The sequence below is a fragment of the Roseateles sp. NT4 genome, from assembly GCF_051857475.1.
Taxonomy (GTDB): Bacteria; Pseudomonadota; Gammaproteobacteria; order Burkholderiales; family Burkholderiaceae_C; genus Pelomonas.
The window spans coordinates 786020-811721 of sequence record NZ_JBPZGZ010000002.1; the positions used below are offsets into that span (position 1 = coordinate 786020).

Here is a 25702-nt window from a genome sequence, read left to right on the forward strand (position 1 = left end):
CTGCCGAGCATGGCGCCATCAACCACCGCAAAGGAGATCCTCATGCGAACCGCCCTCGTCATCGTCCTGGCCGCCTTCGGCCTGTTCTCGACCTATGTGATGTGGCAGGTTGGCTATCTCGGCATCTGGCAGGCCGGCATGAGCAGCGTCGGCGCCTGGCAGGTGCTGGCGGACCTGATCATCATGTCCTGGATCGCGCTGGGCTTCATCTGGCGCGATGCGCGCCAGACCGGCCGCACCGTCTGGCCCTTCGCGCTGATCACGCTGGCCGCCGGCTCCATCGGCCCGCTGCTCTATCTGCTGCTCACGCCCTCGGGCCGCGACAGCGCGCTGAGGGCCGCCTGAAGATTGGCCCGCGCGGGCGCCTCGAAGCGCTCGCGCAGGGCCGGCGTGCCGTAGAGCACCGGCCGGGCGAGAAAGCCGGCCAGGATGGCGCCCCGCTTCTCGTTGAAGACCGCCTGCGGCACGTAGGCGTACTCGACGCGGATCTGCGCTTCGTACTCGGCAAAGCGCGCCGGTGCCGCGCCGAGGATGGCGAGGTCGATGTCCACCAGCAGTTGCTCGTCAGCCGTGGCGGGCGCCACGCTGTGGCGCGTGGCCAGCACCAGGGCCGCGACACGCTCGGCCGCGTCGGCTGGGGCGCCCGCGTCGAGCAGGGCCGCGCGCGCCCAGTCGGCGCTCAGGGCTTCGTTGTCATGGCGGTGCACGTCGTAGATGGCATCGTGGAACCACAACGCGATCTCGACCTCGGCGGGCCGCTCGGCCAGATGGGCGAACTCGCCGAACAGGGCGAGGCATTCATGCAGATGCTGCTGGGTGTGATAGCCGCGATGCGGCTCGGCGTAACGGGCCAGCAGCTCGGCTTGCAGGGCTTCGCCATCGCGCGCGCCGAGCGCGGTCCAGGCCCGCTTCATGACGTCGGCTGGCCGAACATCATGCGATGCCCGTCCATCGTCCGGATGCCGAACTCGCGCATGCCCCAGGGCTCGTCGCGCAGCGGCTTGATGAACTCGGCACCCTTGGCGGTGAACTCCGCGTGCAGCGCGTCTATGGCCCCGACCTGCACATAGGCGAAATAGCTGTGGTCGCCCAGCTGGGCCGGTGGGGTCGCGTCCGGGCACTCGCCGGCCATGATGACGCAGGCATCACGCTCCAGCCACCGCCAGCCGGGGTCGCCCATGTCGTGGACGGTGAAGCCGAGCACGTCGCGGTAGTACGCGGCTGAGCGCGCAAGGTCGGGGACGGCGAGGACGTAGCGAGGCTGGGTCAGCATCTGGCCATGTTAGGCCGGCTTGCACGCCCTGGTCTCGGCCTTGTTTCGCCGTCGAGCCCGCTATAAAGCCGGTATGCAGGTTCCCCCTCGGCAGCAAAGACCATGAGCGATGTGTTTCACGATCGGCAGGCCCGTGGCTGGGCAAGGACGGGGTGGCTGCAGGCTCACTACACGTTTTCGTTCGGCTCCTTCAACGACCCGACGCGGATGGGCTTTCGTGCGCTGCGGGTGATCAACGAGGACATCGTTGCCGGCGGGTCGGGCTTTGCCGAGCACGCTCACGATCACTTCGAGATCCTGACCTTCATGTTGTCGGGGGAGCTCGAGCACAAGGACTCGGCCGGCCATCACGGGCGTCTGCGCGCTGGCGATGTCCAGCTCATCAGCTCCGGCACCGGTGTCAAGCACTCGGAGCGAAACCCCGCCGAGGCGCCAACGCATCTGTTCCAGATCTGGCTGCACGGCAACGCAGACCACCTCCAACCACGCTATCAGCTGCTGCAAGGAGCGCTGCTCGGCACGAATGGCCCACGCCTGGTGGCGGGTGCGGCGGAGCAACCGGGCGTGTTGCAGCTTCGTGCGCCAGTGAACATCTGGGCCGTGGCCGGCCAGCCCGGCGAATGCTGCAGCCACGACATCCAACCGGACCGTTTTGGCTGGCTGCAGGTGCTGGAAGGCGTCGTCCTGGCCGATGTCGATGGCGAGCCACAACCGCTGGAGTTGCGGGGCGGCGATGGGCTGCAGCTGTCGACGGTCAAGCAGATCTCGGTGGCGCCGCAAACCGAAGCTCGGTGGGTTTGGTTTGACTTGGCTTAGGCGGCTTCAGGCGGATTGCAGTCCTTCGGGCCGGCTACACCGGTGCCGACTAGCAACTCAACGACGATATTCCAGCCCGCGATCTCTGTAGCGTGGAGTGCGCCAGAAGCTCTATTCGTCCTGGCGTTGATGCGGAGCCTTTGCAATCAGCAAATCACCGATCAGCATTTGAGCCGCCTTGATAAGCAAAGGCAAAACCCGGTGAAGTTCTTGCTGCAGGTCTAAAGGTACCGGCTCAATTGTGGTGGTCACGTAATGGGGCGCGTGACGAACCGCAAATTCGCTTCCGTCGGCGTGCCCGATTTGTTTATCGCGCAGACGCAGAACGCGCATCATTGTCTCGCCGAAGGCGACACGGTTTGGTTCGTTTGGAAAAGCCAGTTCTAGAAGCCGTTGTCGAAGTTCATCGCCCGCATCGCTCTTGTTCTTCGCTACGACACCGGCAGCTGGGTTCCCACTTGAGTACAACTGGGCCAGATAGACAATGGCAATCTTGTGCAGGTGAAAGGCACCTAGGTGGCATTCGCGCGGTGTGGGGAGTGCTGGACGAAAACGCTCGAGCACCTCGGGATCACCCGAATATCCTCGAAGCCGGTCGTACGACCGACCGGTCTCGGCTTGATAAAACGCTTCGAAGTTGACTTCCTCGGCGACGACTGCCGAAGCCGACGCTGCATGGCTAAGCCGGTCAGCAAGGTCTAGTGCCTGTTTACAGTCCGCCAGCGCGTTCGACCAAAGCTGCGCCCGTCCAATTAGTTCGTCATGCATCGCAGGACTCAAGTTAGGTCAGCCGGTACGCGATTGCTGCCGTCGGCGGACGTTGGCTCCTGGTCCGCAGCGTACATCCGCCTAGGTCCATGCGAAGGACCGTTTCCGCTGCAAAAGCGGCGTAGGCCAGGGAGCCGGGGGCGACCCTCTGCTTCGGGCTTGCGGCAGACGCAGGGACGGCAGTCCGCTGAGTTCAAGCCACCGGGGGCCGCCGCGCGCGTATGACCGTCTCTGTCACCCGCCCCGCGCCTTCTCCCTCTCCTGCAACGCCCGCCACATGACCTTGCCCGCGCCGCTCTTGGGCAGCGTGTCGACAAACTCGATCAAGGCCGGCACCTTGTAGGCGGCCATGTTGGCCTTGCACCAGTCGCGCAATTCGGCCTCGGTGAGCGACTCATGGCCCGCACGCTTGACGACGACGGCCTTGACGGTCTCGCCGCGGTAGGCGTCGGGGGCCGAGATGATGCAGGCCTCGGCGATGCCGGGGTGGGCATGCATGAGGTTCTCGACCTCGCTCGGCCAGACCTTGAAGCCGCTTGCATTGATCATGCGCTTCAAGCGGTCGGTCATGAAGAAATAGCCGTCGGCGTCGGCGTAGCCGATGTCGCCGGTGCGGAAGAAGCGCTGGCCCTCGAACTGGATGAAAGCCGCCTCCGTCGCGTCGGGCCGGCCCCAGTAACCTTCGAAGACCATGGGACCGCGCACGATGATCTCGCCGGCCTCGCCGGCCGGCAGCTCCTTCAGCGTGTCGGGGTCGATGACGCGCGCGTCGCAGCTCAGATAGGGCACGCCCAGGCATTGCTGCTTGGGGGCGTCGTAGGGGTTGCTGTGGCTGGGCGCGGCCGTCTCGGTGAGGCCATAGCCTTCCATGTAGCGCAGGCCCCAGCGCTGCCACAGCCGCTCGGCAATCGCCTGCGGCATGGCCGCGCCGCCGCCGCCGATGGTGACCATGCTGCTCATGTCGAAGCTGTCGACCTGTGGGCTGGCCATCAGGTCGATGACCATGGTGGGGATGTTGGTCCAGCGCGTGACGCGGTGTTCGGCGATGAGGCGGGCCGCGTACTCGCGCTGCCAGCGTGGCATCAGCACCAGGGCCGCGCCGGCCGCCAGCGTGCCGTGCATGACGACGACCATGCCGGTGATGTGGAACATGGGCACGACGCCGAGCACCACGTCTTCGTGGCTGACATTGGCCCACAGGCCGCCCGCGAAGATGTTGTGCTGCAGGCTGCGGTGCTTGTGCATGCAGCCCTTGGGGTTGCCCGTGGTGCCGCTGGTGTAGGGCAGCAGGGCGAGGTCGTCGGCGCCCACGTCGAGAGTGGGCGGGGCGCCCGTGCAGGCCAGGGCCTGGCCCCAAGCGGTGGCGCCGGCGGGCAGGGCGATGTCGGTGTTCAGCCAGTCGGCCCAGCCCGGGGGAAGGCCTTCGCCATCGCTGCGGCCGCCGGGCAGAACCTCGGCCAGGCGGGTCACAACCAGGTTCTGGGCGGCCATGCCGGCGGCCAGCCACTCGGCGCTGAGGTCGGCACTGGTGATGGCCAGCACGGCGCCACTGTCCTCGATGAGGTGCTTGATCTCGGCCGCCTTGTTCATGGCGTTGACCGGCACGACGACGGCATTCGCGCTGAGGATGGCGTAGTGGGCGATGACGAGCTGGGGGCAGTTCTGCAGGCCCACCAGCACGCGGTCGCCTCGTCTGATGCCACGCTGGGCCAGCCAGGCCGACAGACGCGCCACCTGGGCGGCCAGTTCCGCATACGTCGTCTTCTGGCCCAGGAAGACCAGCGCCGTGCGCTGCGGAAAGCGCCGCGCGTTGATCATCAGGTTGTCGGGCAGGGCCGTGGCCGGCGGCTCGATGGCATGCGGGATGCGGACGGGCCAGACCTTGTGGTGCGCTCGGGTCGTCATGTCAGGATGTCTCCGGTTTCCTCGCGACGACGAGATAGACGCCGAGCAGCGTCACGCCCATGCCCGCGATGGCTTGTGCGCCGAGTGTCTCGCCGAACAGCAACCACGCCATCACGGAGGTGACAGAGGGCACCAGATACATGGTGCTGGACACCGCCGTGACGCGGCCATGCCGCAGCATGTAGAACATCAGGCTGATGCCGCCGGCCGTCAGCACCAGGATGCTCCAGGCCATGGCCACCATCACCGAGGCGTTCCATTCGATGCGCATGGGCTCGAACCACCAGGCCGCGGGCAGGGTGACGGCCAGCGAGGCCGCGAACTGCACGACCTGGCCGGTGCGCAGGTCGAAGTGGGGCACGAAACGCTTCTGGTACAGCGTGCCGCCGGTGATGGCCAGCAAAGCCATCAGGCAGAGCAGCAGCGGCGGGCCATAGCTGGAGCCCAGGTTGAGCTTGTGCCAGATGACGAGAACGACACCCACGAGGCCCAGGGCCACACCCGCCCACTGACGTGGCGCGACGCGCTCGCCGATCAGCGGCGCCGCCGCGGCCACCAGCACCGGCTGCAGGTTGACGATGAGGGCCGCCGTGCCGGCCGGCAGGCCCTGGCGGATGGAGACCCAGACGCCGGCGAGATACAGGGCCTGGATGCCCAGGCCCGAGACCGCCAGATGGGCCATGTCGCGCCGCGACGGCCAGGCCGCCCGCGCCGCCAGGGCCAGGCCCAGCATCAGGGCCACGACGCCGGCATAGCGCCAGGCCAGGAAGGTCAGCGGGTCGGCATAGGGCGCCGCCAGCTTGGCAACGATATAGCCGGTGGCCCAGATGAAGATGAAGAGAGGTGGGGCAATGCGGTCGAGCAGCGGCATGGAGCCATCATGCCAAGACCCGCGCGCTCATGAGGCGCACAAGGTCGGCCGGCTCGGGCAGGGGGCCGGGCAGGGGCAGGCCGGTGAAGGCCGCATCCAGGCTCAGATGCGACAGGCCATGGGCCAAGCTCCAGCCGGTCAGCGCGATCAGCGGACCGGACGCGGCATCGAAACGCGTGGCCGCGTCCAGCAGCACGCGAAAACTCGCTTCGGCCGCGCGGTCCAGGCCCGGATGCTGGTGGCGCGAGGCCAGCACGGGGCCGAACATCAGCCGGAAGCGCGCCGGCCGTCGCCGCGCGAAGTCGACATAAGCTGTGGCGATGGCCAGCAATTGCTCCCGGGCATCTGCCGGGTGGGCGTCGACGCCGGCCTGCATGGCCGCACCCAGCTGCTGGAAGCTGCGCTCGGCCAGGGCCGCCAGCAGTTCGGGCAGGCCGGCGAAATGGTGATAGGGCGCCGCATGCGACACACCGGCGCCACGCGCCACGTCGCGCAGGCTCAAGGACGCCGCGCCGCGCTGGGCCAGCTGGGCCTCGGCGGCGTCCAGAAGGGCCTCGCGCAGCTCGCCATGGTGATAGGCGCCAACCGCCTTGGCGCGGGGCCGCGGCGGCTTCTCGGCGGCGGGCTGGCCCGCGGCCTTGACGGCCCGCGGCGAACGCGCCGGTTGAGCTGGGGAGGCTTTCGCGGCAGGGGGGCGAGCCGAAGCAGGCTTGTTCATGCGCCACATCTTGCCATCGTCAAGATCGAGGTGGATACTGCGCCCATCTTTACATCGTCAAGATCATGTTTTCCATCGCATGACTGGGCGAAGCGAAAGGAGAGAGCGGCCATGTATCACGCCATCGTCAAGCGCAAGCTGTTGAACGCCTTTGCCGAGTTGAACGCGGGGCGCTACGACGGCATCCCGGCGCAGTTCGCCGCGGCGCATCGCCATTGCATGGTGGGCGACCACGCCCTGGGCGGCGAGCGTCGCGACCTGGGCGCAACGACGCGCTGGTACGGCCGGCTGCAGCGTCTGCTGCCGGGGTTGCGCTTCGAAGTCGACGGCGTCTGGGTCAGCGGTTGGCCCTGGTGCACGCGTGCCGTCATCAGCTGGCGCGACCGCTTCCGCCTGCCGGGCGGCCGCGAGGGCAGCAATGTCGGCATGCACGAGTTCGAGCTGCGCTGGGGCCGCGTCAGCGCGCTGACGGTGCACTGCGACACCGCTCGGCTGGCGGGCTATCTGGCCGAGGTGGCTGCAGCCGGTCAGCCTGAGGCGCTGGCTGAACCCATCGTTTGACGCGATGACTACGTCGAGACCTTGGTTCGCCTCGCGTAGATGACGGCGCGAAGGCAGCCGAAAGGCGGAGTCCTGATCATGTGCAATCTTGGCGCTGCCAGCAACGCATAGCCGGATGCTTCCCTGGCCCGGCATCTGGCTGCGAAGAGCTTGTGCGGGGCGGAGCGAGACAGCCCGAGATTCCGCTTCGCGCCGGCTACGAGCTCGCGCGTGGTTTTGATCGGGGCCTCTCCAGTCGCCGTGAGATAGAAGCCTTTCCAGTCGCCCATGCGAGCGAACGACCGGCCATAGATGCCGGGTGCGTGAAGGCGGATGCCAAGTGCTCGTTGTTGGAGGCTGATGGGCCAATCTCCGCGCTTCTCCTCATGGAACACTCTGGAGTCCTGAGCGCCCTTCGGTGTCCGCAGCAACCAGAGTCCATACCGAAGGACGGTGCGCGCCAATTGTTCAACCTTGCTGTGGGCTAGCCGTCATCGCCCGGCGTGCATCCGCCTCGATCAGTTCCCGCAGGCAAGGCAGGCACAGGCAGCCGCTGTACTGCTCGGCGAGTTCGACGCGCAGCCTCTCGGTCAGGCGGATGCCGAAGCAGGCGCAGTGGCCGGCCTGCACACCGCATTCGAAGCCGCCGCCACAGCGCGGGCAGTTGGTGTCGAGCATGGAGCCCGTGTTCATGCCCGCTTCTCCCGCAATGCTGCAGCGCAGAGTTGCTCCAGCACGCCCGAATCCACGTCGGCCAGGCGCTTGATGTAGAGGCAGCCCTTGCCCTGGCGGTGCTTGCCCAGCCTGGCGATCAGGGCTTCACGTTCGGCGCTGGTGCCGATGTAGAGGCTGATGTCGCCCTTGCCGCCCGCGCCGCTGGCGAAGCCGATCTCGAAGATGTCGCCTTCGCGGCCACTGTCGTAGACGTAGTGGTGGTGGCCGAAGCCGACCATGCGGCCCCACATCACCGGCGGGTGGCCGCTGGCGCGTTGCATCAGCGCGATCAGCGCCCGGCAGTCGGCCGCGCGCGCTTCGGGCTGGGCCGCGAGATGGGCCTCGACGTCGGCATCGGTGGGGACGGTCTTGTTGGCAGCGGCCATGGCGCAGTCGCGACGGTCAAAGCGCGGATTGTGGATCTTCGGGCGCAGGCAATGGCGTGGCGCGGGCCAGGGCCATCCAGGTCGCGAAGTCGGGTTTGTGGGCCCGCTTGGGCGCCGGCCGGGCGAGTTCGAGATGGCTGTCGTGGCCGATCAGCAAGCCGTAGTCGGGCGGGATCTCCTCGGGCTGGGCGATGCCGGCCTTGATGACGAACCAGCACTGGCCGCACAGGGCCCGGTAGGCGGCGGACTTGGCCGGGCGGCGCAGCTCGCCGAGCAGGTCGGCACGGCTGACCTTGATCTCGTGGATGGCGGGTTCGAGGTAGTCCTCCACCGTGCTGTGGCGGATGGAATAGACGTCGGGCATGGCGTTGACCCACAGCATCTTGCCGTCTTCACCAGGCAGGCCGGCGCGCAGCGCGAGGCCGCGCCAGGCAATGCGCCCGGCGCGCTGCATCTCGGTGGCGACGCGCTCGACCAGGCTCTCATGGGCATCGCGCGCAGCGCGGTTGCGGGTCAGCGAGGCGGCGATATGGGCGATGCCAGCGTCCGTGACGCGCAGGCGTTCGCGGCCGTCGGCCTCCTGCAGGCGCTCGACCCAGCCCGCCGCCAGCAGCTCGACCTCGACGAGGTCCTGGCTGGGCCAGCCGGCGCTGCGCCACAGCAGGCGCAGGCGTTGCAGGTGAACGCGGGTGGGTGTCGACACGGTGCGATCTTCGCGCCAGAAAGAAAAAGCCCCCGGCCGCGAGGCTCGGGGGCTTTTGCCAAGGTCAGCCTGGCTTACGGGCGCTCGCGCTTGGGCAGGGCGGACAAGCCCGGCACCGGCGAGTTGGTCGTGGCCGTCGTGGCCGTGTTGGGCACGGCGAAGAAGGTCCAGACGCTGTTGGCCGGGAAGGCCAGCGTGGAGTTGGTGTAGATCGGCGTGGCCGAGGTCGGCACCGTCACGTCCACCTGCGAGGCGGTCGTGGACGAGATGCTGTTCGGCGTGGAGGCCGTGCCCGGCAGCACATTGGCAGCGATGGTGCTGAAGTCCACGTTCAGCGACACACCAGCCGGCTGGGAGGCGATGGCGTTGACCATGCGGATCTTCACGTTGCCGTTCACGGTCGGCAGGCGGTTGTCGTCATTCAGCACGGACAGCTTGGGCGCCGCGGCGTCACCCCAGACCAGCAGGGTGTAGTCGTTGCCGGCGGTCAGCGTCGGCGGCGTGAAGCTCACGGCGGCGCCGTTGACGGTGGTGGTCAGCGTGCTGGCGCCGGAAGACGTCGTCACGTAGTCGCTGATCAGGGGGCTGATGGCGCTGCTGAACATCTGCTGGCCGTTGACGGTCGAGCCGACGGCGGCGCCATTGGTCAGCGCGGCCACGGTGCGCACACGGCTCTGGGCGTTGGGGTAGTTCTTGACGGCGCCCTTCTGAACCATGGAGATGCCGTTGACCAGCACACCGCCGTCAGAGGCGGTCAGGATCAGGGTGTTGACGGTCGCGGAGTCCAGGGTCAGGGCCGGGAGGTCCAGGCGCAGGTCGCTGCGCTTGTTGTAGCCGGTCACGCGGACGCGGAAGGTGCCCGAGTTGATCTGGACGTAGCCGCTGCTGGTACCGCCTTGCAGGTTGGTCGTCAGTGCCGTGGCGGAGTTGATGTCGTCGGTCGCCGTCGTCACGTAGACGTCCAGCGCGCCGGCGTCGGGCGCCAGGTTCAGGACCAGCAGCTTGGACTTGTTGGCGTCAGGCGCGGTTTCAGCTTCCTGCAGCAGCGTGGTGCGGACGGCACCGGCGAAGCCGTAGGTGATGAAGGTGTAGTTGCTGCCCGAGGCCAGCGTCGGCGTCGTGGCCGAGACGCTGGTGCCGACGTCACTGGTCAGCACCTTGGTGGCGGTGTTGTTGGTGTCGACGGTGCCGTAGTCACCGACGGCGGCATAACCCACCTTGGTGTTGATGGACTTGTCGTTGACCGTCAGATCCAACTGGGGATAGGAGCGCGAGGCATTGAGCAGGCGCACTTGCGTGTCGCTGCCGCCGCCGCCGCCGCCGCCGCAGGCCGTCAGGAAGGCGGTGGCCGAAAGGCTCAGCGTCAAGACCAGTCGAGTGGCCCAGGGGGTGAATCGCATCGAAAACTCTCCGAAAAAACCAAACCGCCGGGCCCTGTTGCAAAGCTGCGGCCAAATACGCGGACTCGCGATTAGAACTCAAGCTGAGGATGTCACGGTTTCCGCCACCTAGCGGCCGGTGAAGAACTGTTGCTGGTGATTGACGACCGACCGTCACCACAGCGTCACCCTCGGCGCTGAGGAGAACACTCCAATTCCGGCGCCTGCGCGTCGCTAGCATCGCCGCCATGAACTATCCCCATCTCCTCGCCCCCCTGGATCTCGGCTTCACGACGCTGAAGAACCGCGTGCTGATGGGCAGCATGCACACCGGCCTGGAGGACGGGCGCAAGCATTTCGAGCGCATGGCCGTGTTCTTCGCCGAGCGTGCCCGGGGCGAGGTGGGGCTGATCGTGACGGGCGGCTTCGCGCCCAATATCGAAGGCTGGGCCAAGCCCTTTGCCGGCACGCTGGCGACCTCGGGCGCGGCGCGGCGGCACAAGATCATCACGGACGCCGTGCATGCCGAGGGCGGCAAGATCGCGCTGCAGATCCTGCACACCGGCCGCTATGGCTACTCGCCGCTGTGTGTGGCGCCATCGCGCATCCAGAGCCCGATTTCGCCCTTCACGCCGCGGGAGCTGAGCCCGCGCGGCATCGAGCGCCAGATCAAGGCCTTCATCCGCTGCGCCAAGCTGGCCCGCGAGGCCGGCTATGACGGCGTGGAGGTGATGGGCAGCGAGGGTTATTTCATCAACCAGTTCCTCGTCGAGCACACCAACCAGCGCAGCGACGCCTGGGGCGGCTCGTATGAAAACCGCATGCGCCTGCCGCTGGAGATCCTCGCCCGCATGCGCGAGGCCGTCGGGCCGGACTTCATCATCATCTACCGCCTGTCCATGCTGGACCTGGTGCCCAACGGCAGCAGCTGGGAGGAAGTCGTCGAGTTGGGCCGGCGCGTGGCCAAGGGCGGGGCGAACATCATCAACACCGGCATCGGCTGGCACGAGGCCCGCATCCCGACCATCGCGACCAGCGTGCCGCGCGCCGGCTTCGCCTGGGTGACCGCCAAGCTGCGCGCCCAGTTGCGGGAAGAGGGCATCACGACGCCGCTGATCACCAGCAACCGCATCAACACGCCCGAGGTGGCCGAAGGCGTGCTGGCCGACGGCAGCGCCGACATGGTGTCCATGGCCCGGCCCTTCCTGGCCGACTCGCATTTCGTGCAGAAGGCCCGCCAGGGCCGGTCGGACGAGATCAACACCTGCATCGCCTGCAACCAGGCCTGCCTGGACCACACCTTCGCGCAGAAGATCTCGACCTGCCTGGTCAACCCACGCGCGGCCTATGAGCAGGAGATCGTGCTCAAGCCGGTGAATGGTGCGAAGAAGCGCATCGCCGTCGTCGGTGCCGGCCCGGCAGGCCTGGCCGCGGCGACGACGCTGGCCGAGCGCGGCCATGCGGTGACGCTGTTCGACGCGGCCCATGAGATCGGCGGCCAGTTCAACATGGCTAAGCGCATCCCGGGCAAAGAGGAGTTCCAGGAGACGCTGCGCTACTTCGGCCGCCGCATCGAGATCACCGGCGTCGAGCTGAAGCTGAACTGTCGGGTCTCGGCCCAAGACCTGAAGGGCTTCGACGAAGTGCTGCTGGCCACCGGCGTCAGCGCCCGCAACCCGAAGATCAAGGGCCAGGACGAGGGCCAGGCCCGCGGCCAGGTGCTGAGCTATATCGACGTGCTGAGGCACGAGAAACCGGTGGGCGGCCGCGTCGCCATCGTCGGCGCCGGCGGCATCGGCTTCGACGTGGCCGAATACCTGCTGGAGGCCGGCCATTCGCTGACGCTGGACCCGGCGGCCTGGCGCCGTCACTGGGGCGTGGGCGACCCCGAGCAGGTGAGGGCGGGGCTGCTGCGCCCGGCGCCCGAGGCGCCGACCCGCCAGATCACGCTGCTGCAGCGCAAGGCCGGCAAGCCGGGCGCGGGCCTGGGCAAGACGACGGGCTGGATCCACCGCGCCGCCCTGAAGATGAAGAACGTCGACATGCTGGCCAGCGTCAACTACGAGCAGATCACGGCCGAAGGCCTGTGGGTCAGCTATGGCGAAAAGCGGACCGACGCCCAGCTCATCGAGGCCGACACCATCGTGCTGTGCGCCGGCCAGGAGCCGCTGCGCGAACTGGAGGCGCCGCTGAGGGCCGCCGGCGTCAACGTCCACCTGATCGGCGGCGCGCTGGAGGCCGGCGAACTGGATGCCAAGCGGGCCATCCTGCAAGGGACCAAGCTCGCCTGCACCCTCTAGTCTTGCTGCGCCGCCGCAGGCCGGCGCTCCCTCGCGCAACTCCCGCCGATCCGGCTTTGGCTCCGGCATCACATCACTGCGCGATATGAGCCTTCACCGCAGCGCAAGCGCTGTGCCGGGCGGCTGACGTTGCCAAGGCCAGAGGCCTTGTCCTTCGCCAGGCACCAACAGTCCTCAGGACTGTTGATGTCCGGGCTCAGCCCCCTTGAGGGGGCGGCCGTCAGGCCGTAGGGGGTGGGCTCAGTTCAGGGAGAGTTCCCAGAGCTGGTACATCGTGTCGTTGTCCTGCTCGATGACCTCAAGCCCCTCAGCCAGGTCGAAGCTGGAGTCGTACCAACCGCAGTCCAGCTTGCGGGCGCTGACGGCACTGTTGACGCAGCGCAGCGGCGCGCCGTTGGTCAGCTTGGCGTTGGACTTGGACGACTGCAAGGAACTGAAGAATTGCATGGTGTCGGCTCCGTGTTGCTGAAGGGGCGGCGTCGTGTTCAACGCCATGCCGTCAGCATCGCGGCCGGGCCCTTTCCGGGACATCACCCGGAGGGTGGAGCGAGGGGGGATGAAGCCCCGGCGCATCCCCCGCCCCTCCCCCCAAAAGAGGGACTGAAACTGGGGTCAGAGTCGATTTATGAGGCCGCAAACCCTGACGAAAGCCGTTCCGGGTCGGCTGAGCTAGGCTGAGACTCCAGCCAGGAGCCCGCATGTCCACCACCGCCGCCATCAGCCCCGTCGACGTCGCCGCCAGCCTGACCGAGTTCTGGTCGCCCCGCGTCGTGGGCGCCTTCGACGACAACTACGTCAAGGTCGCCAAGGTGCAGGGGACCTTCGGCTGGCACCGCCATCCGGACGAGGACGAGCTCTTCCACATCCTGCGCGGCCGGCTGCGCATTGACATGCGCGACGGCGCCGTCACGCTGGAAGCCGGGCAGATGTTCGTCGTGCCGCGCGGCGTGGAGCATTGCCCGGTGGCCGAAGAGGAATGCCTGCTGATGCTGGTGGAGCGCAAGACGACGCTGCACAGCGGCGACACGCCCAACGAGAAGACGCGCTCCATCGAGGAGCAGCTCGGCGCCGCCTAGGCCAGGCGGCTCAGCTCGCGCCGGGCATCGTTGCCAATCCAGCGCGCCGACTTCTCCTCACGCTGGCACAGGCGCTCCGCCACAGTGAGCGCAGGCTCACGCAGCTCTGCGCTGCGCTTGCCGATCTGGCGCAGCGCCCAGTTGACCGACTTCTTGACGAAGTTGCGCTCATCGTCGGCCGCCGCTTCGATGAGGGGCAGGCGGGCGAGGAAGTCGGCGTCCGGCCGAGTCTTCTGGTGCACCGCGGCGACGGCCAGCAGGCTGAAGGCGGCCCGTTTCTCGAACTCGGGCCTGCGCCTGGCCCAGCGCGCGATGGCCGCCCAGGCCAGCGGGCTCTTGACGAAGGCATTGGTGCAGGCCTGGTCGCAGACGTCCCAGGCGCCCATGCCGGCCACCCAATGGTCCATCTCCGCCACAGTCAGCCGAGCCGGCTCGGCCACCATGCCGGCCAGGATCTGGGCGTCGGGGATGCCGCTGTTCCACAGCGCTAGGGCCAGTTCATGGTCGCGCTTGAACTCGCGGGCCAGGGCACGCAGCGTGGGCACGGCCAGGCCCAGGCGGGCGTCGCCGGTCAGGCCGAAGCGGGCCATGGCCTCCAGGGCTTCGGGTCGGGCGGCGGCACGCAGGCGGCCCAAAGCGAGATCGAGTCTTGTGCTGCTCATCGAACGGGTCCTTGACTTCGAGTGCACTCTAGGTCGTCCAATGGCTTCATGACCACTCTCGACGACCCTCCCCTGCTGCTGATCGGCGCCCTGGCCGCGCGCTGCGGCAAGTCCGTCCATGCGATCCGCTGGTACGAGGCCCAAGGCCTGGTGCCCGGCGTGGCACGCGACAGCGGCGGCCGGCGGCGCTACCGCGAGCAGCACGTCGCCTGGCTGGAGTTGATGGAGAGGCTGCGCACCACCGGCATGTCCATCGCCGAGATGCGCCGCTACACCGAACTCGTCACCCAGGGCCGCAAGAGCCTGGCCGCGCGCCGCGACATGCTGGCCGCCCATCGCGCCGACGTGCTGGCCACCATCGCCCGCTGGCAGGAGGCGCTGATGGCCCTGGACCAGAAGCTGGATTTCTACGACGACTGGATCGCCACCGGCCACCGCCCGGCGCGCGACCCGCTGCAACCCAGGAGCAAGCCATGAACACCACCACTGCTGCCAACAAGGCCCTGCTGCAGGCCATCTACGCCGCCCTGGCCGACGGCGACGGCCGGCCCCTGCGCGACGCCATGGCCGAGGACTTCAGCTGGACCATCGCTGGCCACTCGGCCTGGTCGCGCAGCTGGCAGGGCCGGGAGGCCGTGCTGCAACAGCTGCTCGCCCCACTGATGAAGCGCTTCGCGACGCGCTACCGCAGCCACGCCGACCACTTCATCGCCGAAGACGACACCGTCGTCGTGCAGTACCGAGGCGAGGTGATGACAACCGGCGGCGAGGCCTATGACAACCACTACTGCATGGTCTATCGGGTCGCCGACGGCCGGCTGCTGTCGGTGACCGAATACATGGACACCGACCTGGCCTGCCGCGTGCTGGGGGAGCCAGCACCGGCCGAATAACCTTGTGACAGAAGCGAGCAAGCGGCCGAGCACAATCGAGGCTATCGCTGCTGCGAATCCAAGCTTCTTCATGAAACTGCATCTCCTGGCGCTGACTGCCGCCCTCGCCCTGACCCTGGCCGCACCGGCCACCCATGCCAGCACCGGCCCGGGCGTGTCCTGGCAGGCCGCCGCGGCCGATGCCGACATCGACCGCTACTTCGTCCAGGCCAAGGCCGAGAAGAAGCCGGTGCTGCTGTACTGGGGCGCCAAGTGGTGCCCGCCCTGCAACCAGCTGAAGGCGACGCTGTTCAACCGCGCCGACTTCATCGAGCAGAGCAAGGCCTTCGTCGCGGTGGGCATCGACGGCGACGGGCCCGGCGCGCAGAAGCTGGGCACGCGCTTCAAGGTGCGCGGCTACCCGACCCTCATCCTCTTCAACCCGGCCGGCAACGAAATCACCCGCCTGCCCGGCGAGGCCGATGCGGCCCAGGTCATGAAGGTGCTGCAGCTGGGCCTGTCCAGCGGCCGCCAGGTCAAGACGGTGCTGGCCGACGCCAGGGCCGGCAAGAAGCTCAATGCCAACGAGTGGCGGCTGCTGGGCTTCTACGGCTGGGAGACCGACGAGCAGCAACTGCTGCCGGTGACCGAACGCCCGGCCACGCTGGCCCAGCTGGCCAAGGCCAGCGAAGGTGTCGACGCCGAGACGACGACGCGGCTGTGGCTGAAGTCGGTCGGCGCCATGGCCGAAGGCAAGGCGGCCGACACCGCGCAACTGCCGCGCCTGCGCGCGGTGCTCGGCGACGCCGCCCAGTCGCGCGCCCAGATGGACGTGCTGACCAACGAGGCACCGGACCTCGTCAAGGCCTTTGCGCCTCAGCCGGGCGAGGCACGCACCGCGCTGGTCGCCGAGTTCGACGCGTCACTGAAGCGGCTCAACGAGGACGCCACGCTGTCCCGCGCCGACCGCTTGAACGCGCTGCAGGGCCGCATCGACCTGGCCCGCATCGATTCGGCCAAGGACGAGCCCAACCCCAAGGGCATCCCGGCCGCCCTGCTGACCGAAGCGCGTGACCAGGCCGGCAAGGCCAACCGCGAGATCACCGATGGCTACGAGCGCCAGGCCGTCGTCACCGAAGCCGCTCACCTGCTGGGTCGCGCCGGCCTGTGGAAGGAGAGCGACGAGCTGCTGAAGTCGGCCCTGGCGCGCAGCCACTCGCCCTACTACCTGATGAGCCAGCTCGGCAGCAATGCCAGGAAGCAGGGCAAGAAGGTCGATGCACTGCGCTGGTACGAGGAAGCCTTCAACAAGAGCGAGGGCCCGGCCACGCGACTGCAATGGGGCTCCAACTACCTGGGCGCGCTGATCGAGCTGAGCCCCGAGGACACGCCGCGCATCGAGAAGGCCGCCGCCCAGTTGTTCGCCGAGGCCGAGAAGGACCCCGGCGCCTTCTACGAGCGCAGCGAGCGTTCGCTGAAGAAGGTCGGCAGCTTGCTGACGACGTGGAACCAGGGCCCGACCCAGGCCGCCGCCGTCGGCCGCCTCAAGGCCCAGCTCGACGGCGTCTGCGGCAAGTTGGACGCCGGCGACGCCAAGGCCAAGTCGGCCTGTGCCGGCCTCATGAAAGCCAAGGCCTGATCAGGCCGCGGCCTGCTGCTCCATCTGCAGCGCGGCCTGGACGGCCGGGCGCGCCTTCATGCGCGCCTGATGGCCCGCCAGGTTCTCCAGGCCCGCGATGTCCACGCCCATGCGGCCGGTCCAGCCCGTGATGACGAAGAGATAGGCATCCGCGACCGAAAAGCTCTCCCCCATCAGGTAAGACTTGCCGGCCAGCTGCTTGTCCACCCAGGTGAAGCGGTCGACCAGCTTCTTCTTGAAGAGGGCCTTCACCTCATCCGGCACGGCTGGGTTGAACAGCGGCCCAAAGCCCTTGTGCAACTCGCTGCCGACAAAGGCCAGCCATTCCTGCACCCGCGTGCGCGCCAGGCTGCCGGCCGGCGGCAGCAGGCCCTTGGCGGGCGCCAGGTCGGCGATGTACTGCACCAGGGCGGCGTTCTCGGTCAGGCGCTCGCCGCTGTCCAGTTCCAGCAGCGGCACATAGCCGCGCGGGTTGATGGCGTAGTAGTCGCTGCCGTCGGCCAGCTGGTGGGTCTTCAGGTTGACCTGCACGGCCTCGTGGGCGATGCCCGCTTCGTGCAGGACGATATGGGGGCACTGCGAGCAGGCGCCGGGGCTGAAATAGAGCTTCATGGCGGGATGTCTCCGGGTTGACGGGCCAAGGGAGCCGGCAAATCCTATGCCGGCGCGATGACGCTGCGGAAGGCCGCAATGAAGTCGGCCACCGCCCGCGGCGAGCGCAGGCCCTGGGGCTGCACGGCATGGATCTCCACCGGCACCTCGGGCAGCAGCGTGCGCACCTGCAGGGCCTCGCCCGAGGCAGCCTGGGCGGTGAAGGAATCGATGATGGCCGGACCGAAGCCCTGCTCGGCCATGACCATGGCGATGTGATGCGTCTGCACCGTCATGCCGGCCTGGGCCTGCAGGCCCAGGCGTGACCAGTGGTCGGCCAGCACGGCGCCCAGCGGGTCGCGCTCGTCGATGCGGATGAAGGGTTCACGCAGCACCTCCTGCAGGGTCACCGTCGTGCGCTTGTCGGCCCGCGTCTTGCGGGCGGACACGCAGACCAGGCGCCCCGTCGCCACCAGCTCATCCTGCAGCGCAGGATGCGGCAGCTTGCCGTAAACGATGCCGACATCGGCTTCCTGCAGGGCCATCGCGCGGGCGATGTCGTTGGAATGCAGGGTGCGCACCGACACCGGCATGCCGGCGTGAGCCTTGCGGAAGATGCGCAGCGCATCGGGCAAGGCGCGCACGGCCAGCGACGGCACGATGAGGATGCGAAACGGGCTGTCCTGGTCCTGCCGCAGCGCCGAAGCCATGCGGCGCAAGGACTCCAGCTGGAGCATCAACGCCTGCACTTCCGGGTAGAGGGCCTGGGCCTCGCGCGTGGGCACGAGGCGGCGCTTCTGACGTGTGAACAAGGCATAGCCCAGCTGCAGCTCGGCGTGTTGCAGCGTCTGCGTGATGGCAGGCTGGGTGACGTGCAGCAGCCGGGCGGCGGCACCGACGCTGCCAGTCAGCATGACCGCGTGGAAGACTTCGACGTGCTTGATGCGCATGGCGGACTTCATTAGTCCAGCTTATGAACTCGACGTCAAACGCGATGCACGACGCGGGGACGTTTTCTTAGCATTCAACGCATCCGATCCACACACCCGAGAACGCCATGAAGCTCGTCGCCCTCGCCGCCTCATTCTTCGCCGTCACCGCCCACGCCGAGCCCGGCACGCTCGACAAGGTGAGGGCGTCCGGCACCTTCACCGTTGCCTACCGGGACTCGTCCATTCCCTTCTCCTACCTCGGCGCCGATGCCAAGCCCACCGGCTTCGGCTGGGAGATCTGCGCCAAGGTCGTCGAGCAGGTGAAGAAGGCGACCGGCCGCGCCGACCTGCAGTTGGCCACGCAAGCCGTCACGTCGGCCAACCGCATCCCGCTGCTGTTGAACGGCACCATCGACATCGAGTGCGGCTCCACCACCAACAACAGCAGCCGCGGCAAGCAGGTCGCGTTCTCCATCAACTACTTCTACACCGGCACGCGGCTGCTGGTGAAGGCGGGTTCGCCGGTGCACGGCTTCAACGACCTGAAGGGCCGCAAGCTCGTGTCCACCACCGGCACCACCAACATGCTGGTGCTGCGCCGGTTCAACGCCGAGGAAGAGGCGGGCTTCGAACTGCTGGGGGCCAAGGATCATGCCGAGGCGGCGCTGCTGGTGCAGCAGGGCCGCGCCGATGGCTTCGGCATGGACGACATCCTGCTGTTCGGCCTGCGCGCCAGCAGCACGGACCCGGCCGCGCTGGCCGTCGTCGGTGACCCCCTGCAGGTGGAGCCTTACGCCATCATGCTGCGCAAGGACGACCCGGCCTTCAAGAAGCTGGTCGACGACACCCTGGGCGCCATGATGAAGAACGGCGAGTTCGAGGCGCTGTACAAGAAGTGGTTCCTCTCGCCCATTCCGCCGCGCGGCATCAACCTGAATGCACCGATGAGCAAGGAGCTGCGCGACAACCTGAAGACCCTCTCCGACAAGCCGGCAGTCTGACATGGACGTCGTGGGCGTGCTCGGCGGCATGGGCCCGCTGGCGACCATCGACTTCATGCGCAAGGTGCTGGACGCCACGCCCGCCGCGCGCGACCAGGACCATGTGCCCATGATCGTCAGCTGCCTGCCGCAGATCCCGGATCGCACGGCGGCCTTTCGCGGCATGGGCGATTCGCCGCTGGACGCCATCGTCGACTGCGGCCGGCGGCTGGAGTCGGCGGGGGCGGACCTCATCGTCATGCCCTGCAACACGGCCCACTTGTGGTTCGATGCCGTCCAGGCCCGGTTGCAGCGGCCCATGCTGCATCTCGTCGACGCTGCCCTGCGTGAAGCGCAGCGGCTGGCCGGCCCGCAGGCCCGCCTGGGCCTGTTGGCAACGGACGCGACCATCGCCTCGGGCCTCTACATCAATCGCCATCTGCCCGGCGCGACGGCCCCGACCTGGCTGCTGCCCACGGCCGGCGAGATGCTGGAGCAGGTCATGCCCGGCATCGACGCCGTCAAGGCCGGTCGGCTGGAGGCCGGCCAGGCCCTGCTGACCGAGGCAGCCCAAGCGCTGAGCCGACGCGGTGCCGATGTGCTGGTGCTCGCCTGCACCGAGATCCCGCTGGTGCTCGATGCTGCCGCCTGCGGGCGGCCGGTCGCGGACGCCACCGCGGCGCTGGCGCGCGAGGTCGTCGCCCGCATCCGGCCGGGTTGAGATGCCCCATCGGAGCGCCGGCTGCGGCAAACTCCGCGCCGGCGACTCAGAAGGGATGGACTATGGATGACGCGGGCTTGAGCGGCCTGGCCGGTGGCGCTGCCGCCGTGGCAGCCTCGGCCGAACTGGCGGGCCTGGCGGCCGGCGGCGGCCACGGTGGCCATGGCGCCAGCGGCGACTGCCTGAACTGCGGTACGACGCTGGCCAGCCAGGCACGCTTTTGCAGCCAGTGCGGCCAGGACACGGCCAACCATCCGCCGTCGCTGATGGAGTTCGTACACGAGTTCGTCAGCCACTACATCGCCGTCGAGGGCACGCTGTGGCGCAGCCTGTGGGGCCTGATGGCCAAGCCGGGCTTCCTGACGCGCGAGTACCTGGCCGGCCGCAAGCAGCGCTATGTGCTGCCGCTGCGCCTGCTGCTGACCCTGGGCCTGCTGTTCTTCCTGGCGCTGAAGCTGATGCCGGGCAGCACGCACACGCTGGGGCTGGATGACGAAGCGGACAACGAGGTGGTGCAGATGGTGCCCGAGGCCGCTTCGGCGGCGGCGTCGGCATCCAAAGGCATGGCCAAGGTCAAGAAGAAGCTGGCCGAGCACAGCGGGGAGATGCACATCCTGAACCCCGAGATTGCCACCCAGCTGCCTCACGGCATGCAGGACCGCCTGCACCGCGCCGAAGACCATTGGCGCGCCGATCCCAAGGGCTCCATGCACGCCATGGGCGCGACCATGCTGGGCCTGGCGCCCTATGCGGTGCTGTGCTCCCTGCCCTTCTTCGCCGGCCTGCTCAAGCTGCTGTTCTGGCGCCAGCCCTATGGCGCCCACTTCGTCTTCGCCATGCATCTGCATGCGGCTTGGTACGGCATGCTGCTGCTGGCAGTGCTGCTGCCCTGGGGCGCCGTGGCCTTTGCCATCTGGGCCTGGTCCAACATCTATCCGGTGGTGGCGCTGAAGCGGGTGCACGCGGGCAGCTGGTGGACGACGGTGCTGCGCGCCGCCCTGCTGGCGGTGCTGCACTGGGTCATCATCACCCTGGGCCTCGTGTTCCTGACGATGGCCGGTGCGTTGGCGGCGGGCTAACCGAAAGACAGCTCGGGCGGGCGCCGCAGGTCGGCGTCCACATCCATCAGCACGCTGGCCAGCTCCAGTGTGCGCCACAGTCCCTCGGGCATGGCCAGGATGGCCTCGGGGGTGCGCGCCTGGCTGACCCAGGCACCGATCTCGGCATGCTGCTCATCGGTCAGCAGGCAACGGTCACGCATCTCGTCGAGTGTCTGCACAGCCAGCCTTTCTACGCCACCATCCGGTGGAGTGGGCGCAGCATAGCCGCCATCCACCCGGCCTGCTTGCCATTCACGCATCTGCCCTCGCCACTCGTCCGGCTGTCGCTGGAGGCGTCGGGATGGCGGCAGATACTGCTCGCCATCCCAACGACAACAAGAGACTGGCATGCGTGACTGGAGAGGCCGCCTGGGGGTGGCGCTGGTGATGACGGGCCTGTGCAGCGCGGCCTCGGCAGCGTCGCCGCTCAAGCCCTGCCGCATCGACGGCATTCCCAACGAGCTGCAATGCGGCACCCTGCAGCGCCCGCTGGACCCGGCCAGGCCGGACGGCGTGAAGGTCGACATCCATTACCTCGTCGTGCCCGCCCTGGCGCGCAACAAGCAGCCCGACGCCGTGCTGCTGCTGGCCGGCGGCCCCGGCCAGAGCGCCATCAAGGTGGCCTCGCGCGTGCTGCCGCGCCTGTCCCGGCTGAACAACCGCCGTGACCTGGTCTTCATCGACCAGCGCGGCACCGGCCAATCGGCACCGCTGGACTGCCCGGACGACAGCAAGCTCTCGGTCGCCGAGCAGCTTGAGCCGGGCGCGCAGATGCGCCGCATCGACGAATGCCGTGTCGGGTTGGAAAAGCTGCCCTATGGCAAGGACGGTGGCCTGCGCTTCTTCACGACCACCATCGCCATGCAGGACATGGACGCCGTGCGCGAACAGCTGGGCGTGCCGCAGTGGAATCTCGTCGGTGCCAGCTACGGCACGCGTGCCGCGGTGGAATACCTGCGCCTGTTCCCCACCAAGGTCAGACGCACCGTCATCGACGGCGTCGCGCCGCCGGACATGATCCTGCCGGCCAGCTTCTCCACCGACGGCCAGGCCGCCCTGGACAAGCTCTTCGAAGCCCATGCCAAGAGCCAGCCCGAGCTGCGCGCCGACTGGCAGAAGCTGCTGGCCTCGCTGCCGCGCCAGGTCGCCGTGCAGCAGCCGCTGACCGGCGTGCTGGAGCGCTTCAGCGTCGACCGCGACCTGGTGATGCGCTCGGTGCGCGGGCCGCTCTACCAGCCGGCCCTGGCCGCCGCCCTGCCCGCTGCCATCCACGCCGCGGCCACCGACGGCAACTTTGCGCCGCTGTTCGGCCTGACGACAGCCTTCGGCAGCAGCCCGTCCATGCGCCTGGCCATGGGCATGCATTTCTCGGTCATGTGCGCCGAGGACGCGCCGCGCATCGGCGACGCCAAGGACGCGCCGGGGCCTGATTTCAGAACCACCGACGCCGAGATGTATGCCCGCGTCTGCAAGGCCTGGCCGCGCGGCGACGTGGCACCGGACTTCTACAAGATGCCACCCGCGCCCAGCCCCGTCCTCGTGCTCAGCGGCGGTGCCGACCCCGCCACGCCGCCGCGCCACGGCGAGCATGTCGCCCAGGCCCTGGGCGCCGGCCATCCGGAACGCGTGCAGCACATCGTCGTCGCCGAAGCCGGCCATGGCGTGTCCGGCGTGGGTTGCATGCGCGACCTGATGTTCCGCTTCATCGACGCCAAGACCGACGCCGCGGCCCTGCCCCAGGACGCCGCGTGCGCCATGCGCATCCCGCGACCCGTCGCCTTCCAACCCGTGCAGGCCGCGAAATGATCGATATCCAGGACGTTCACAAGCAGTTCGTCGCGCAGAGCGGCGGCAGCCTGTTCAAACGCGGCGCCAAGCGCATCGTGCATGCGGTGCAGGGCGTCAGCGTGAAGGCCGCCAACGGCCGCATCACCGGCCTGCTGGGCGCCAACGGTGCCGGCAAGACGACGACGCTGCGCATGCTGGCCGGCCTGCTGCCGCCGGACGCCGGCCACATCACGGTCGACGGCATCGCGGTGAAGGACGCGCCGCTGAAGGCGCTGTCGCGCATGGGCATCCTCGGCGACGCCCACGGCCTCTACCCGCGGCTGTCGGCGCGCGAGAACATCGTCTACTACGGCCGCCTGCAGGGCATGACGCCGGATGCCGCGAATGCGCGTGCCGACGAGCTGGCCAAGCTGCTCGACATGGGCGGCATCCTGGACCGCCGCGCCGACGGCTTCAGCCAGGGCGAGCGCATGAAGACGGCCCTGGCCCGCGCCCTGGTGCACGACCCCGCCAACATCGTGCTGGACGAGCCCACCAACGGCCTGGACGTGCTGGCCACCCGCGCCCTGCGCGAGGCCCTGCGCTGGTTGCGCAGCCCCGCCGGCGGCGCCAAATGCATTGTCTTCTCGACCCACATCATGCAGGAGGTGGAGCAGCTCTGTGACGAGGTCATCATCGTCTCCAAGGGCCGCAGCGTGGCCCACGGCAGCGTGCCCGGCCTGCTCGAGCAGGCGGGTGAGTCCCGCTTCGAGGACGCCTTCGTGAAACTCGCCTTCCCCGAAGAGGTGGCCGCATGAAACAGGCCCTGATCGTCTTTGCCAAAGAGCTGTCCGACGCGCTGCGCGACCGCCGCACGCTGCTGCGCCTGCTCATCCCCGCCGTGCTGATGGGGCCGCTGCTGCTGATGGGCCTGTCCGGCCTGATCGCCTCGCTGGAGGAGCGCGCCGACAAGCGCGAGATCCTGGCCGTCGGCATCGAGGCCGCACCGACGCTGAAGAACTACATCGAGCGCCAGACCTACACGCTGAAGCCTGCGCCCGCCGACTATGAGGCGGGCCTGCGCGCCACCACGCTGCTGGAGCCCGTCCTTGTCGTGCGCAAGGACTTCGAGGCCAAGCTGCTGGCCGGCGAGGCGCCGACGGTGGAGGTCGTCAGCGACAGCGCCAACCAGCGCGCCAACGCCGGCGTCGGCCAGATCGCGCGCCTGCTGGGCGGCTTCAACCGCGAGCGCGCCATGCTCAACCTGGCCATGCGCGGGGTGTCCACCGAACTGCTCGAACCCGTCGACGTGCAGGAGCGCGACCTCGCCAGCGCCCAGGCCCGCGCGGCGCGGCTGACCGGCATCATCCCGATGTTCATCATCATGGCCGTGCTCTACGGCGCGCTGACCGCGGCCCTGGACAGCACGGCAGGTGAGCGCGAGCGCGGCTCGCTGGAACCGTTGCTGATGAACCCCGCGCCGCACGGCGCCATCGTGGCCGGCAAATGGGGGGCCGTCGCGCTGCTGGGCATGGCCGTGGCCCTGCTGTCGAGCCTGAGCTTCGTGCCGGCGCAGTGGCTGCTGAAGAGCGATGTGCTGCAAGCCCAGTTCAGCTTCGGCAGCGGCGAGGTGCTGGCCTTCTGGCTGCTGCAGATCCCGCTCGCCGCCGGCCTCTCGGCCCTGCTGATGGCCCTGGCTATCCGCTCCAAGACCTTCAAGGAAGCCCAGGCCGGCAGCACCCTGGTCATCACGGCCGTCACGCTGATGCCCATGGTCAGCCTGCTGAATCCGAGCGGCGAGGCGGCCTGGTACTACTGGGTGCCAGGTCTTGCCCAGAACACGCTGATGATGGCCGTGCTGAAGGGTGAAAGCCTGCGCATGGGCCAGGTCATGCCGGGCGTCATCGTCGGCTTCGCGCTGGCCGCCTTCGCCTTGGCCTACGTGGCTCGCTCGATGCGTGCCGCGGTGGCCCGATGAAGGCCGCCCTCGCCCTGGCCAGCGCGCTGGCGCTGGCCGGTTGCGCCGGTTTAGAGCCCGCCACGCCGCCGGACTACACCGGCCCCACCGTCAACGTGGCCGACCAGGCCGTACCCGCCGGCGGCCAGTTGCTGCACGTCTTCGAGATGACCCAGGTGGACGGCCGGCGCCTGATGGCCACCAGCATGGCGACGGTGCGCGCCAACCAGGGTCGCGGCTTCGGGGTATCGCCCGTGGCGCTCAGCAACGAGCTGCCGCTGCGTCCGGCCCGCGTGCGCCTGCAGGCCCTCACGCAGTACGGCACGCCCATCCTGGCCATGACGAACCCGACCTGCCGGACCGAAGGCGAAGTGGTCTTCACGCCCGAGGCGGGCAAGGCCTACCGCGTGGCCGGCCGCATCGCGGCCGAGGCCTGCGAGGTCTGGATCGAAGACTCCGCGACGAAGCAGTCCGTGACGGACAAGGTCAGCGGCAAGGGCGCCGGGCCCTAGATGCGCTGAAGCCGCCGGGCCGCCGCGGCCAGCAGGGCGCGCGAGTACAGGCGGTGAAAGCCCAGCAGCGCGTGGAAGACCCAGCTGAAGCGCGGCTCGCCGCCCGGCCCCTTGCGGCGCGACACGACGGCAGAGCCGAACCACAGCGCCGTCGCACCGGCCGTCGTGGCCGGCTCGACCCTGAACCAGGAGCGGGTGGCGCCGCTGTCCTCGTGCATCAACAGCTCGTCGCCCTCGCGGGCCTGCACCGTCCAGACCGCGAAGCGCTCGCCCTCGCCGCGCGCGACGGCCCGTGCCATGGCGTCGCTGGACGGCTTGCCGAACAGGCCCAGCAGGGCCCGCTCAACCCGGAAGAGGCGCGTTGTGTAGAAAGCCTCGACGAACTCGGCCAGGGTCACGGCACGCGGCAAGCAAAGCGTGTAGGCATCGGCAAAGGCGTCGCGCTCGGCGGTGAGACGGCCCAGCAGGCTGGCGGGTGGAACGGGGATGTCGGTGACGGCAGGCATGGCGCGGCCGATTG

General features: G+C 68.6%; 31 protein-coding genes. 15 read left to right on the forward strand and 16 right to left on the reverse strand.

Features of this window, described 5'->3' with window-relative positions:
* The first annotated feature begins 42 nt into the window (after window positions 1-42).
* Complete coding sequence (locus ACS5PN_RS13250) at window positions 43-345, forward strand: DUF2834 domain-containing protein (protein ID WP_439464428.1); 303 nt, start codon at window positions 43-45, stop codon at window positions 343-345.
* On the opposite strand, the gene ACS5PN_RS13255 is transcribed toward ACS5PN_RS13250, so the two are convergent.
* Window positions 294-914, reverse strand: coding sequence for an HD domain-containing protein (locus ACS5PN_RS13255; protein ID WP_439464429.1), 621 nt, complete (start codon window positions 912-914; stop codon window positions 294-296). The two genes, ACS5PN_RS13250 and ACS5PN_RS13255, sit on opposite strands and share 52 nt — an antisense overlap.
* Window positions 911-1273 (reverse strand): VOC family protein, encoded by a 363-nt coding sequence (locus ACS5PN_RS13260; protein ID WP_439464430.1) that lies wholly within the window; start codon window positions 1271-1273, stop codon window positions 911-913. The genes ACS5PN_RS13255 and ACS5PN_RS13260 overlap by 4 nt, the downstream gene beginning before the upstream one ends.
* A 102-nt stretch (window positions 1274-1375) precedes the next feature.
* Here ACS5PN_RS13260 and ACS5PN_RS13265 point away from each other — a divergent pair, with 102 nt between their 5' ends.
* On the forward strand, window positions 1376-2089 hold the full coding sequence (locus ACS5PN_RS13265) for a pirin family protein (RefSeq protein WP_439464431.1): 714 nt from the start codon (window positions 1376-1378) through the stop codon (window positions 2087-2089).
* Between the two features lie 111 nt (window positions 2090-2200).
* Here ACS5PN_RS13265 and ACS5PN_RS13270 read toward each other — a convergent pair whose 3' ends face one another.
* The 4 genes from ACS5PN_RS13270 to ACS5PN_RS13285 form a co-directional block, all read right to left on the reverse strand.
* On the reverse strand, window positions 2201-2857 hold the full coding sequence (locus tag ACS5PN_RS13270) for a hypothetical protein (RefSeq protein WP_439464432.1): 657 nt from the start codon (window positions 2855-2857) through the stop codon (window positions 2201-2203).
* A gap of 234 nt (window positions 2858-3091) precedes the next feature.
* Window positions 3092-4762 carry a long-chain-fatty-acid--CoA ligase gene (locus ACS5PN_RS13275; RefSeq protein WP_439464433.1) on the reverse strand — a complete coding sequence of 557 codons (1671 nt, stop codon included), beginning with the start codon at window positions 4760-4762 and terminating at the stop codon, window positions 3092-3094.
* 1 nt (window position 4763) lies between these two features.
* Entirely contained in the window at window positions 4764-5633 is an 870-nt protein-coding gene (locus ACS5PN_RS13280; RefSeq protein WP_439464434.1) for a DMT family transporter, read from the reverse strand.
* A gap of 7 nt (window positions 5634-5640) precedes the next feature.
* Window positions 5641-6351, reverse strand: coding sequence for a TetR/AcrR family transcriptional regulator (locus ACS5PN_RS13285; protein ID WP_439464435.1), 711 nt, complete (start codon window positions 6349-6351; stop codon window positions 5641-5643).
* A gap of 111 nt (window positions 6352-6462) precedes the next feature.
* Between ACS5PN_RS13285 and ACS5PN_RS13290 the strand changes: the two genes are divergently transcribed.
* Window positions 6463-6912, forward strand: a complete 450-nt coding sequence (locus ACS5PN_RS13290) for a nuclear transport factor 2 family protein (RefSeq protein ID WP_439464436.1) — start codon at window positions 6463-6465, stop codon at window positions 6910-6912.
* A 447-nt stretch (window positions 6913-7359) separates the two neighbouring features.
* On the opposite strand, the gene ACS5PN_RS13295 is transcribed toward ACS5PN_RS13290, so the two are convergent.
* The 4 genes from ACS5PN_RS13295 to ACS5PN_RS13310 form a co-directional block, all read right to left on the reverse strand.
* The gene (locus ACS5PN_RS13295; protein WP_439464437.1) at window positions 7360-7584 is read right to left on the reverse strand and encodes a cysteine-rich CWC family protein; all 225 of its coding nucleotides are present in this window, start codon (window positions 7582-7584) and stop codon (window positions 7360-7362) included.
* Window positions 7581-7991: a DUF1801 domain-containing protein gene (locus tag ACS5PN_RS13300; protein WP_439464438.1), complete on the reverse strand. Its 411-nt coding sequence runs from the start codon at window positions 7989-7991 to the stop codon at window positions 7581-7583. Before ACS5PN_RS13300 ends, ACS5PN_RS13295 begins: the two co-directional genes overlap by 4 nt.
* A gap of 16 nt (window positions 7992-8007) precedes the next feature.
* The gene (locus ACS5PN_RS13305; protein ID WP_439464439.1) at window positions 8008-8694 is read right to left on the reverse strand and encodes a hypothetical protein; all 687 of its coding nucleotides are present in this window, start codon (window positions 8692-8694) and stop codon (window positions 8008-8010) included.
* A 74-nt stretch (window positions 8695-8768) separates the two neighbouring features.
* Window positions 8769-10094: a DUF4397 domain-containing protein gene (locus tag ACS5PN_RS13310; protein WP_439464440.1), complete on the reverse strand. Its 1326-nt coding sequence runs from the start codon at window positions 10092-10094 to the stop codon at window positions 8769-8771.
* A gap of 227 nt (window positions 10095-10321) precedes the next feature.
* On the opposite strand from ACS5PN_RS13310, the gene ACS5PN_RS13315 reads away from it, so the two are divergent.
* Window positions 10322-12373, forward strand: coding sequence for an FAD-dependent oxidoreductase (locus ACS5PN_RS13315; protein ID WP_439464441.1), 2052 nt, complete (start codon window positions 10322-10324; stop codon window positions 12371-12373).
* Window positions 12374-12613: 240 nt separating this feature from the next.
* On the opposite strand, the gene ACS5PN_RS13320 is transcribed toward ACS5PN_RS13315, so the two are convergent.
* A complete protein-coding gene (locus ACS5PN_RS13320; protein ID WP_439464442.1) occupies window positions 12614-12820 on the reverse strand; it encodes a hypothetical protein in 207 nt (68 codons plus the stop codon).
* Between the two features lie 251 nt (window positions 12821-13071).
* On the opposite strand from ACS5PN_RS13320, the gene ACS5PN_RS13325 reads away from it, so the two are divergent.
* Complete coding sequence (locus ACS5PN_RS13325; protein ID WP_439464443.1) at window positions 13072-13449, forward strand: cupin domain-containing protein; 378 nt, start codon at window positions 13072-13074, stop codon at window positions 13447-13449.
* Here the strand turns inward: ACS5PN_RS13325 and ACS5PN_RS13330 are convergent.
* Window positions 13446-14111 carry a DNA alkylation repair protein gene (locus ACS5PN_RS13330; RefSeq protein WP_439464444.1) on the reverse strand — a complete coding sequence of 222 codons (666 nt, stop codon included), beginning with the start codon at window positions 14109-14111 and terminating at the stop codon, window positions 13446-13448. The genes ACS5PN_RS13325 and ACS5PN_RS13330 overlap by 4 nt on opposite strands.
* Window positions 14112-14159: 48 nt before the next feature.
* Between ACS5PN_RS13330 and ACS5PN_RS13335 the strand changes: the two genes are divergently transcribed.
* The 3 genes from ACS5PN_RS13335 to ACS5PN_RS13345 all read left to right on the forward strand — a co-directional run bounded on the left by ACS5PN_RS13335 (window position 14160) and on the right by ACS5PN_RS13345 (window position 16622).
* Window positions 14160-14588 carry a MerR family transcriptional regulator gene (locus ACS5PN_RS13335; RefSeq protein WP_439464445.1) on the forward strand — a complete coding sequence of 143 codons (429 nt, stop codon included), beginning with the start codon at window positions 14160-14162 and terminating at the stop codon, window positions 14586-14588.
* On the forward strand, window positions 14585-15004 hold the full coding sequence (locus ACS5PN_RS13340; protein ID WP_439464446.1) for a nuclear transport factor 2 family protein: 420 nt from the start codon (window positions 14585-14587) through the stop codon (window positions 15002-15004). The genes ACS5PN_RS13335 and ACS5PN_RS13340 overlap by 4 nt, the downstream gene beginning before the upstream one ends.
* Before the next feature lie 70 nt (window positions 15005-15074).
* Window positions 15075-16622 carry a thioredoxin family protein gene (locus ACS5PN_RS13345; protein ID WP_439464447.1) on the forward strand — a complete coding sequence of 516 codons (1548 nt, stop codon included), beginning with the start codon at window positions 15075-15077 and terminating at the stop codon, window positions 16620-16622.
* Here the strand turns inward: ACS5PN_RS13345 and gstA are convergent, their stop codons facing one another.
* Window positions 16623-17234: a glutathione transferase GstA gene (gene gstA, locus ACS5PN_RS13350; protein ID WP_439464448.1), complete on the reverse strand. Its 612-nt coding sequence runs from the start codon at window positions 17232-17234 to the stop codon at window positions 16623-16625.
* Window positions 17235-17278: 44 nt separating this feature from the next.
* Window positions 17279-18175 carry a LysR family transcriptional regulator gene (locus ACS5PN_RS13355; protein WP_439464449.1) on the reverse strand — a complete coding sequence of 299 codons (897 nt, stop codon included), beginning with the start codon at window positions 18173-18175 and terminating at the stop codon, window positions 17279-17281.
* Between the two features lie 95 nt (window positions 18176-18270).
* On the opposite strand from ACS5PN_RS13355, the gene ACS5PN_RS13360 reads away from it, so the two are divergent.
* The 3 genes from ACS5PN_RS13360 (at window position 18271) to ACS5PN_RS13370 (ending at window position 20925) form a co-directional block, all read left to right on the forward strand.
* Window positions 18271-19146 (forward strand): amino acid ABC transporter substrate-binding protein, encoded by an 876-nt coding sequence (locus ACS5PN_RS13360; RefSeq protein ID WP_439464450.1) that lies wholly within the window; start codon window positions 18271-18273, stop codon window positions 19144-19146.
* Window position 19147: 1 nt separating this feature from the next.
* Window positions 19148-19846, forward strand: coding sequence for an aspartate/glutamate racemase family protein (locus ACS5PN_RS13365; RefSeq protein WP_439464451.1), 699 nt, complete (start codon window positions 19148-19150; stop codon window positions 19844-19846).
* Between the two features lie 62 nt (window positions 19847-19908).
* Entirely contained in the window at window positions 19909-20925 is a 1017-nt protein-coding gene (locus tag ACS5PN_RS13370; protein ID WP_439464452.1) for a DUF3667 domain-containing protein, read from the forward strand.
* Here the strand turns inward: ACS5PN_RS13370 and ACS5PN_RS13375 are convergent.
* Entirely contained in the window at window positions 20922-21206 is a 285-nt protein-coding gene (locus ACS5PN_RS13375) for a hypothetical protein (RefSeq protein WP_439464453.1), read from the reverse strand. The two genes, ACS5PN_RS13370 and ACS5PN_RS13375, sit on opposite strands and share 4 nt — an antisense overlap.
* Before the next feature lie 88 nt (window positions 21207-21294).
* On the opposite strand from ACS5PN_RS13375, the gene ACS5PN_RS13380 reads away from it, so the two are divergent.
* Genes ACS5PN_RS13380 through ACS5PN_RS13395 form a run of 4 tightly spaced genes read left to right on the forward strand, consistent with a single transcriptional unit; the run spans window position 21295 to window position 25182 of the window.
* On the forward strand, window positions 21295-22752 hold the full coding sequence (locus tag ACS5PN_RS13380; RefSeq protein ID WP_439464454.1) for an alpha/beta fold hydrolase: 1458 nt from the start codon (window positions 21295-21297) through the stop codon (window positions 22750-22752).
* Complete coding sequence (locus ACS5PN_RS13385) at window positions 22749-23531, forward strand: ABC transporter ATP-binding protein (RefSeq protein WP_439464455.1); 783 nt, start codon at window positions 22749-22751, stop codon at window positions 23529-23531. Before ACS5PN_RS13380 ends, ACS5PN_RS13385 begins: the two co-directional genes overlap by 4 nt.
* Complete coding sequence (locus ACS5PN_RS13390) at window positions 23528-24691, forward strand: ABC transporter permease (protein WP_439464456.1); 1164 nt, start codon at window positions 23528-23530, stop codon at window positions 24689-24691. Before ACS5PN_RS13385 ends, ACS5PN_RS13390 begins: the two co-directional genes overlap by 4 nt.
* Window positions 24688-25182 carry a hypothetical protein gene (locus tag ACS5PN_RS13395; protein WP_439464457.1) on the forward strand — a complete coding sequence of 165 codons (495 nt, stop codon included), beginning with the start codon at window positions 24688-24690 and terminating at the stop codon, window positions 25180-25182. Before ACS5PN_RS13390 ends, ACS5PN_RS13395 begins: the two co-directional genes overlap by 4 nt.
* Here ACS5PN_RS13395 and ACS5PN_RS13400 read toward each other — a convergent pair.
* Window positions 25179-25688, reverse strand: coding sequence for a hypothetical protein (locus ACS5PN_RS13400; RefSeq protein WP_439464458.1), 510 nt, complete (start codon window positions 25686-25688; stop codon window positions 25179-25181). The genes ACS5PN_RS13395 and ACS5PN_RS13400 overlap by 4 nt on opposite strands.
* Window positions 25689-25702 lie beyond the last annotated feature (14 nt).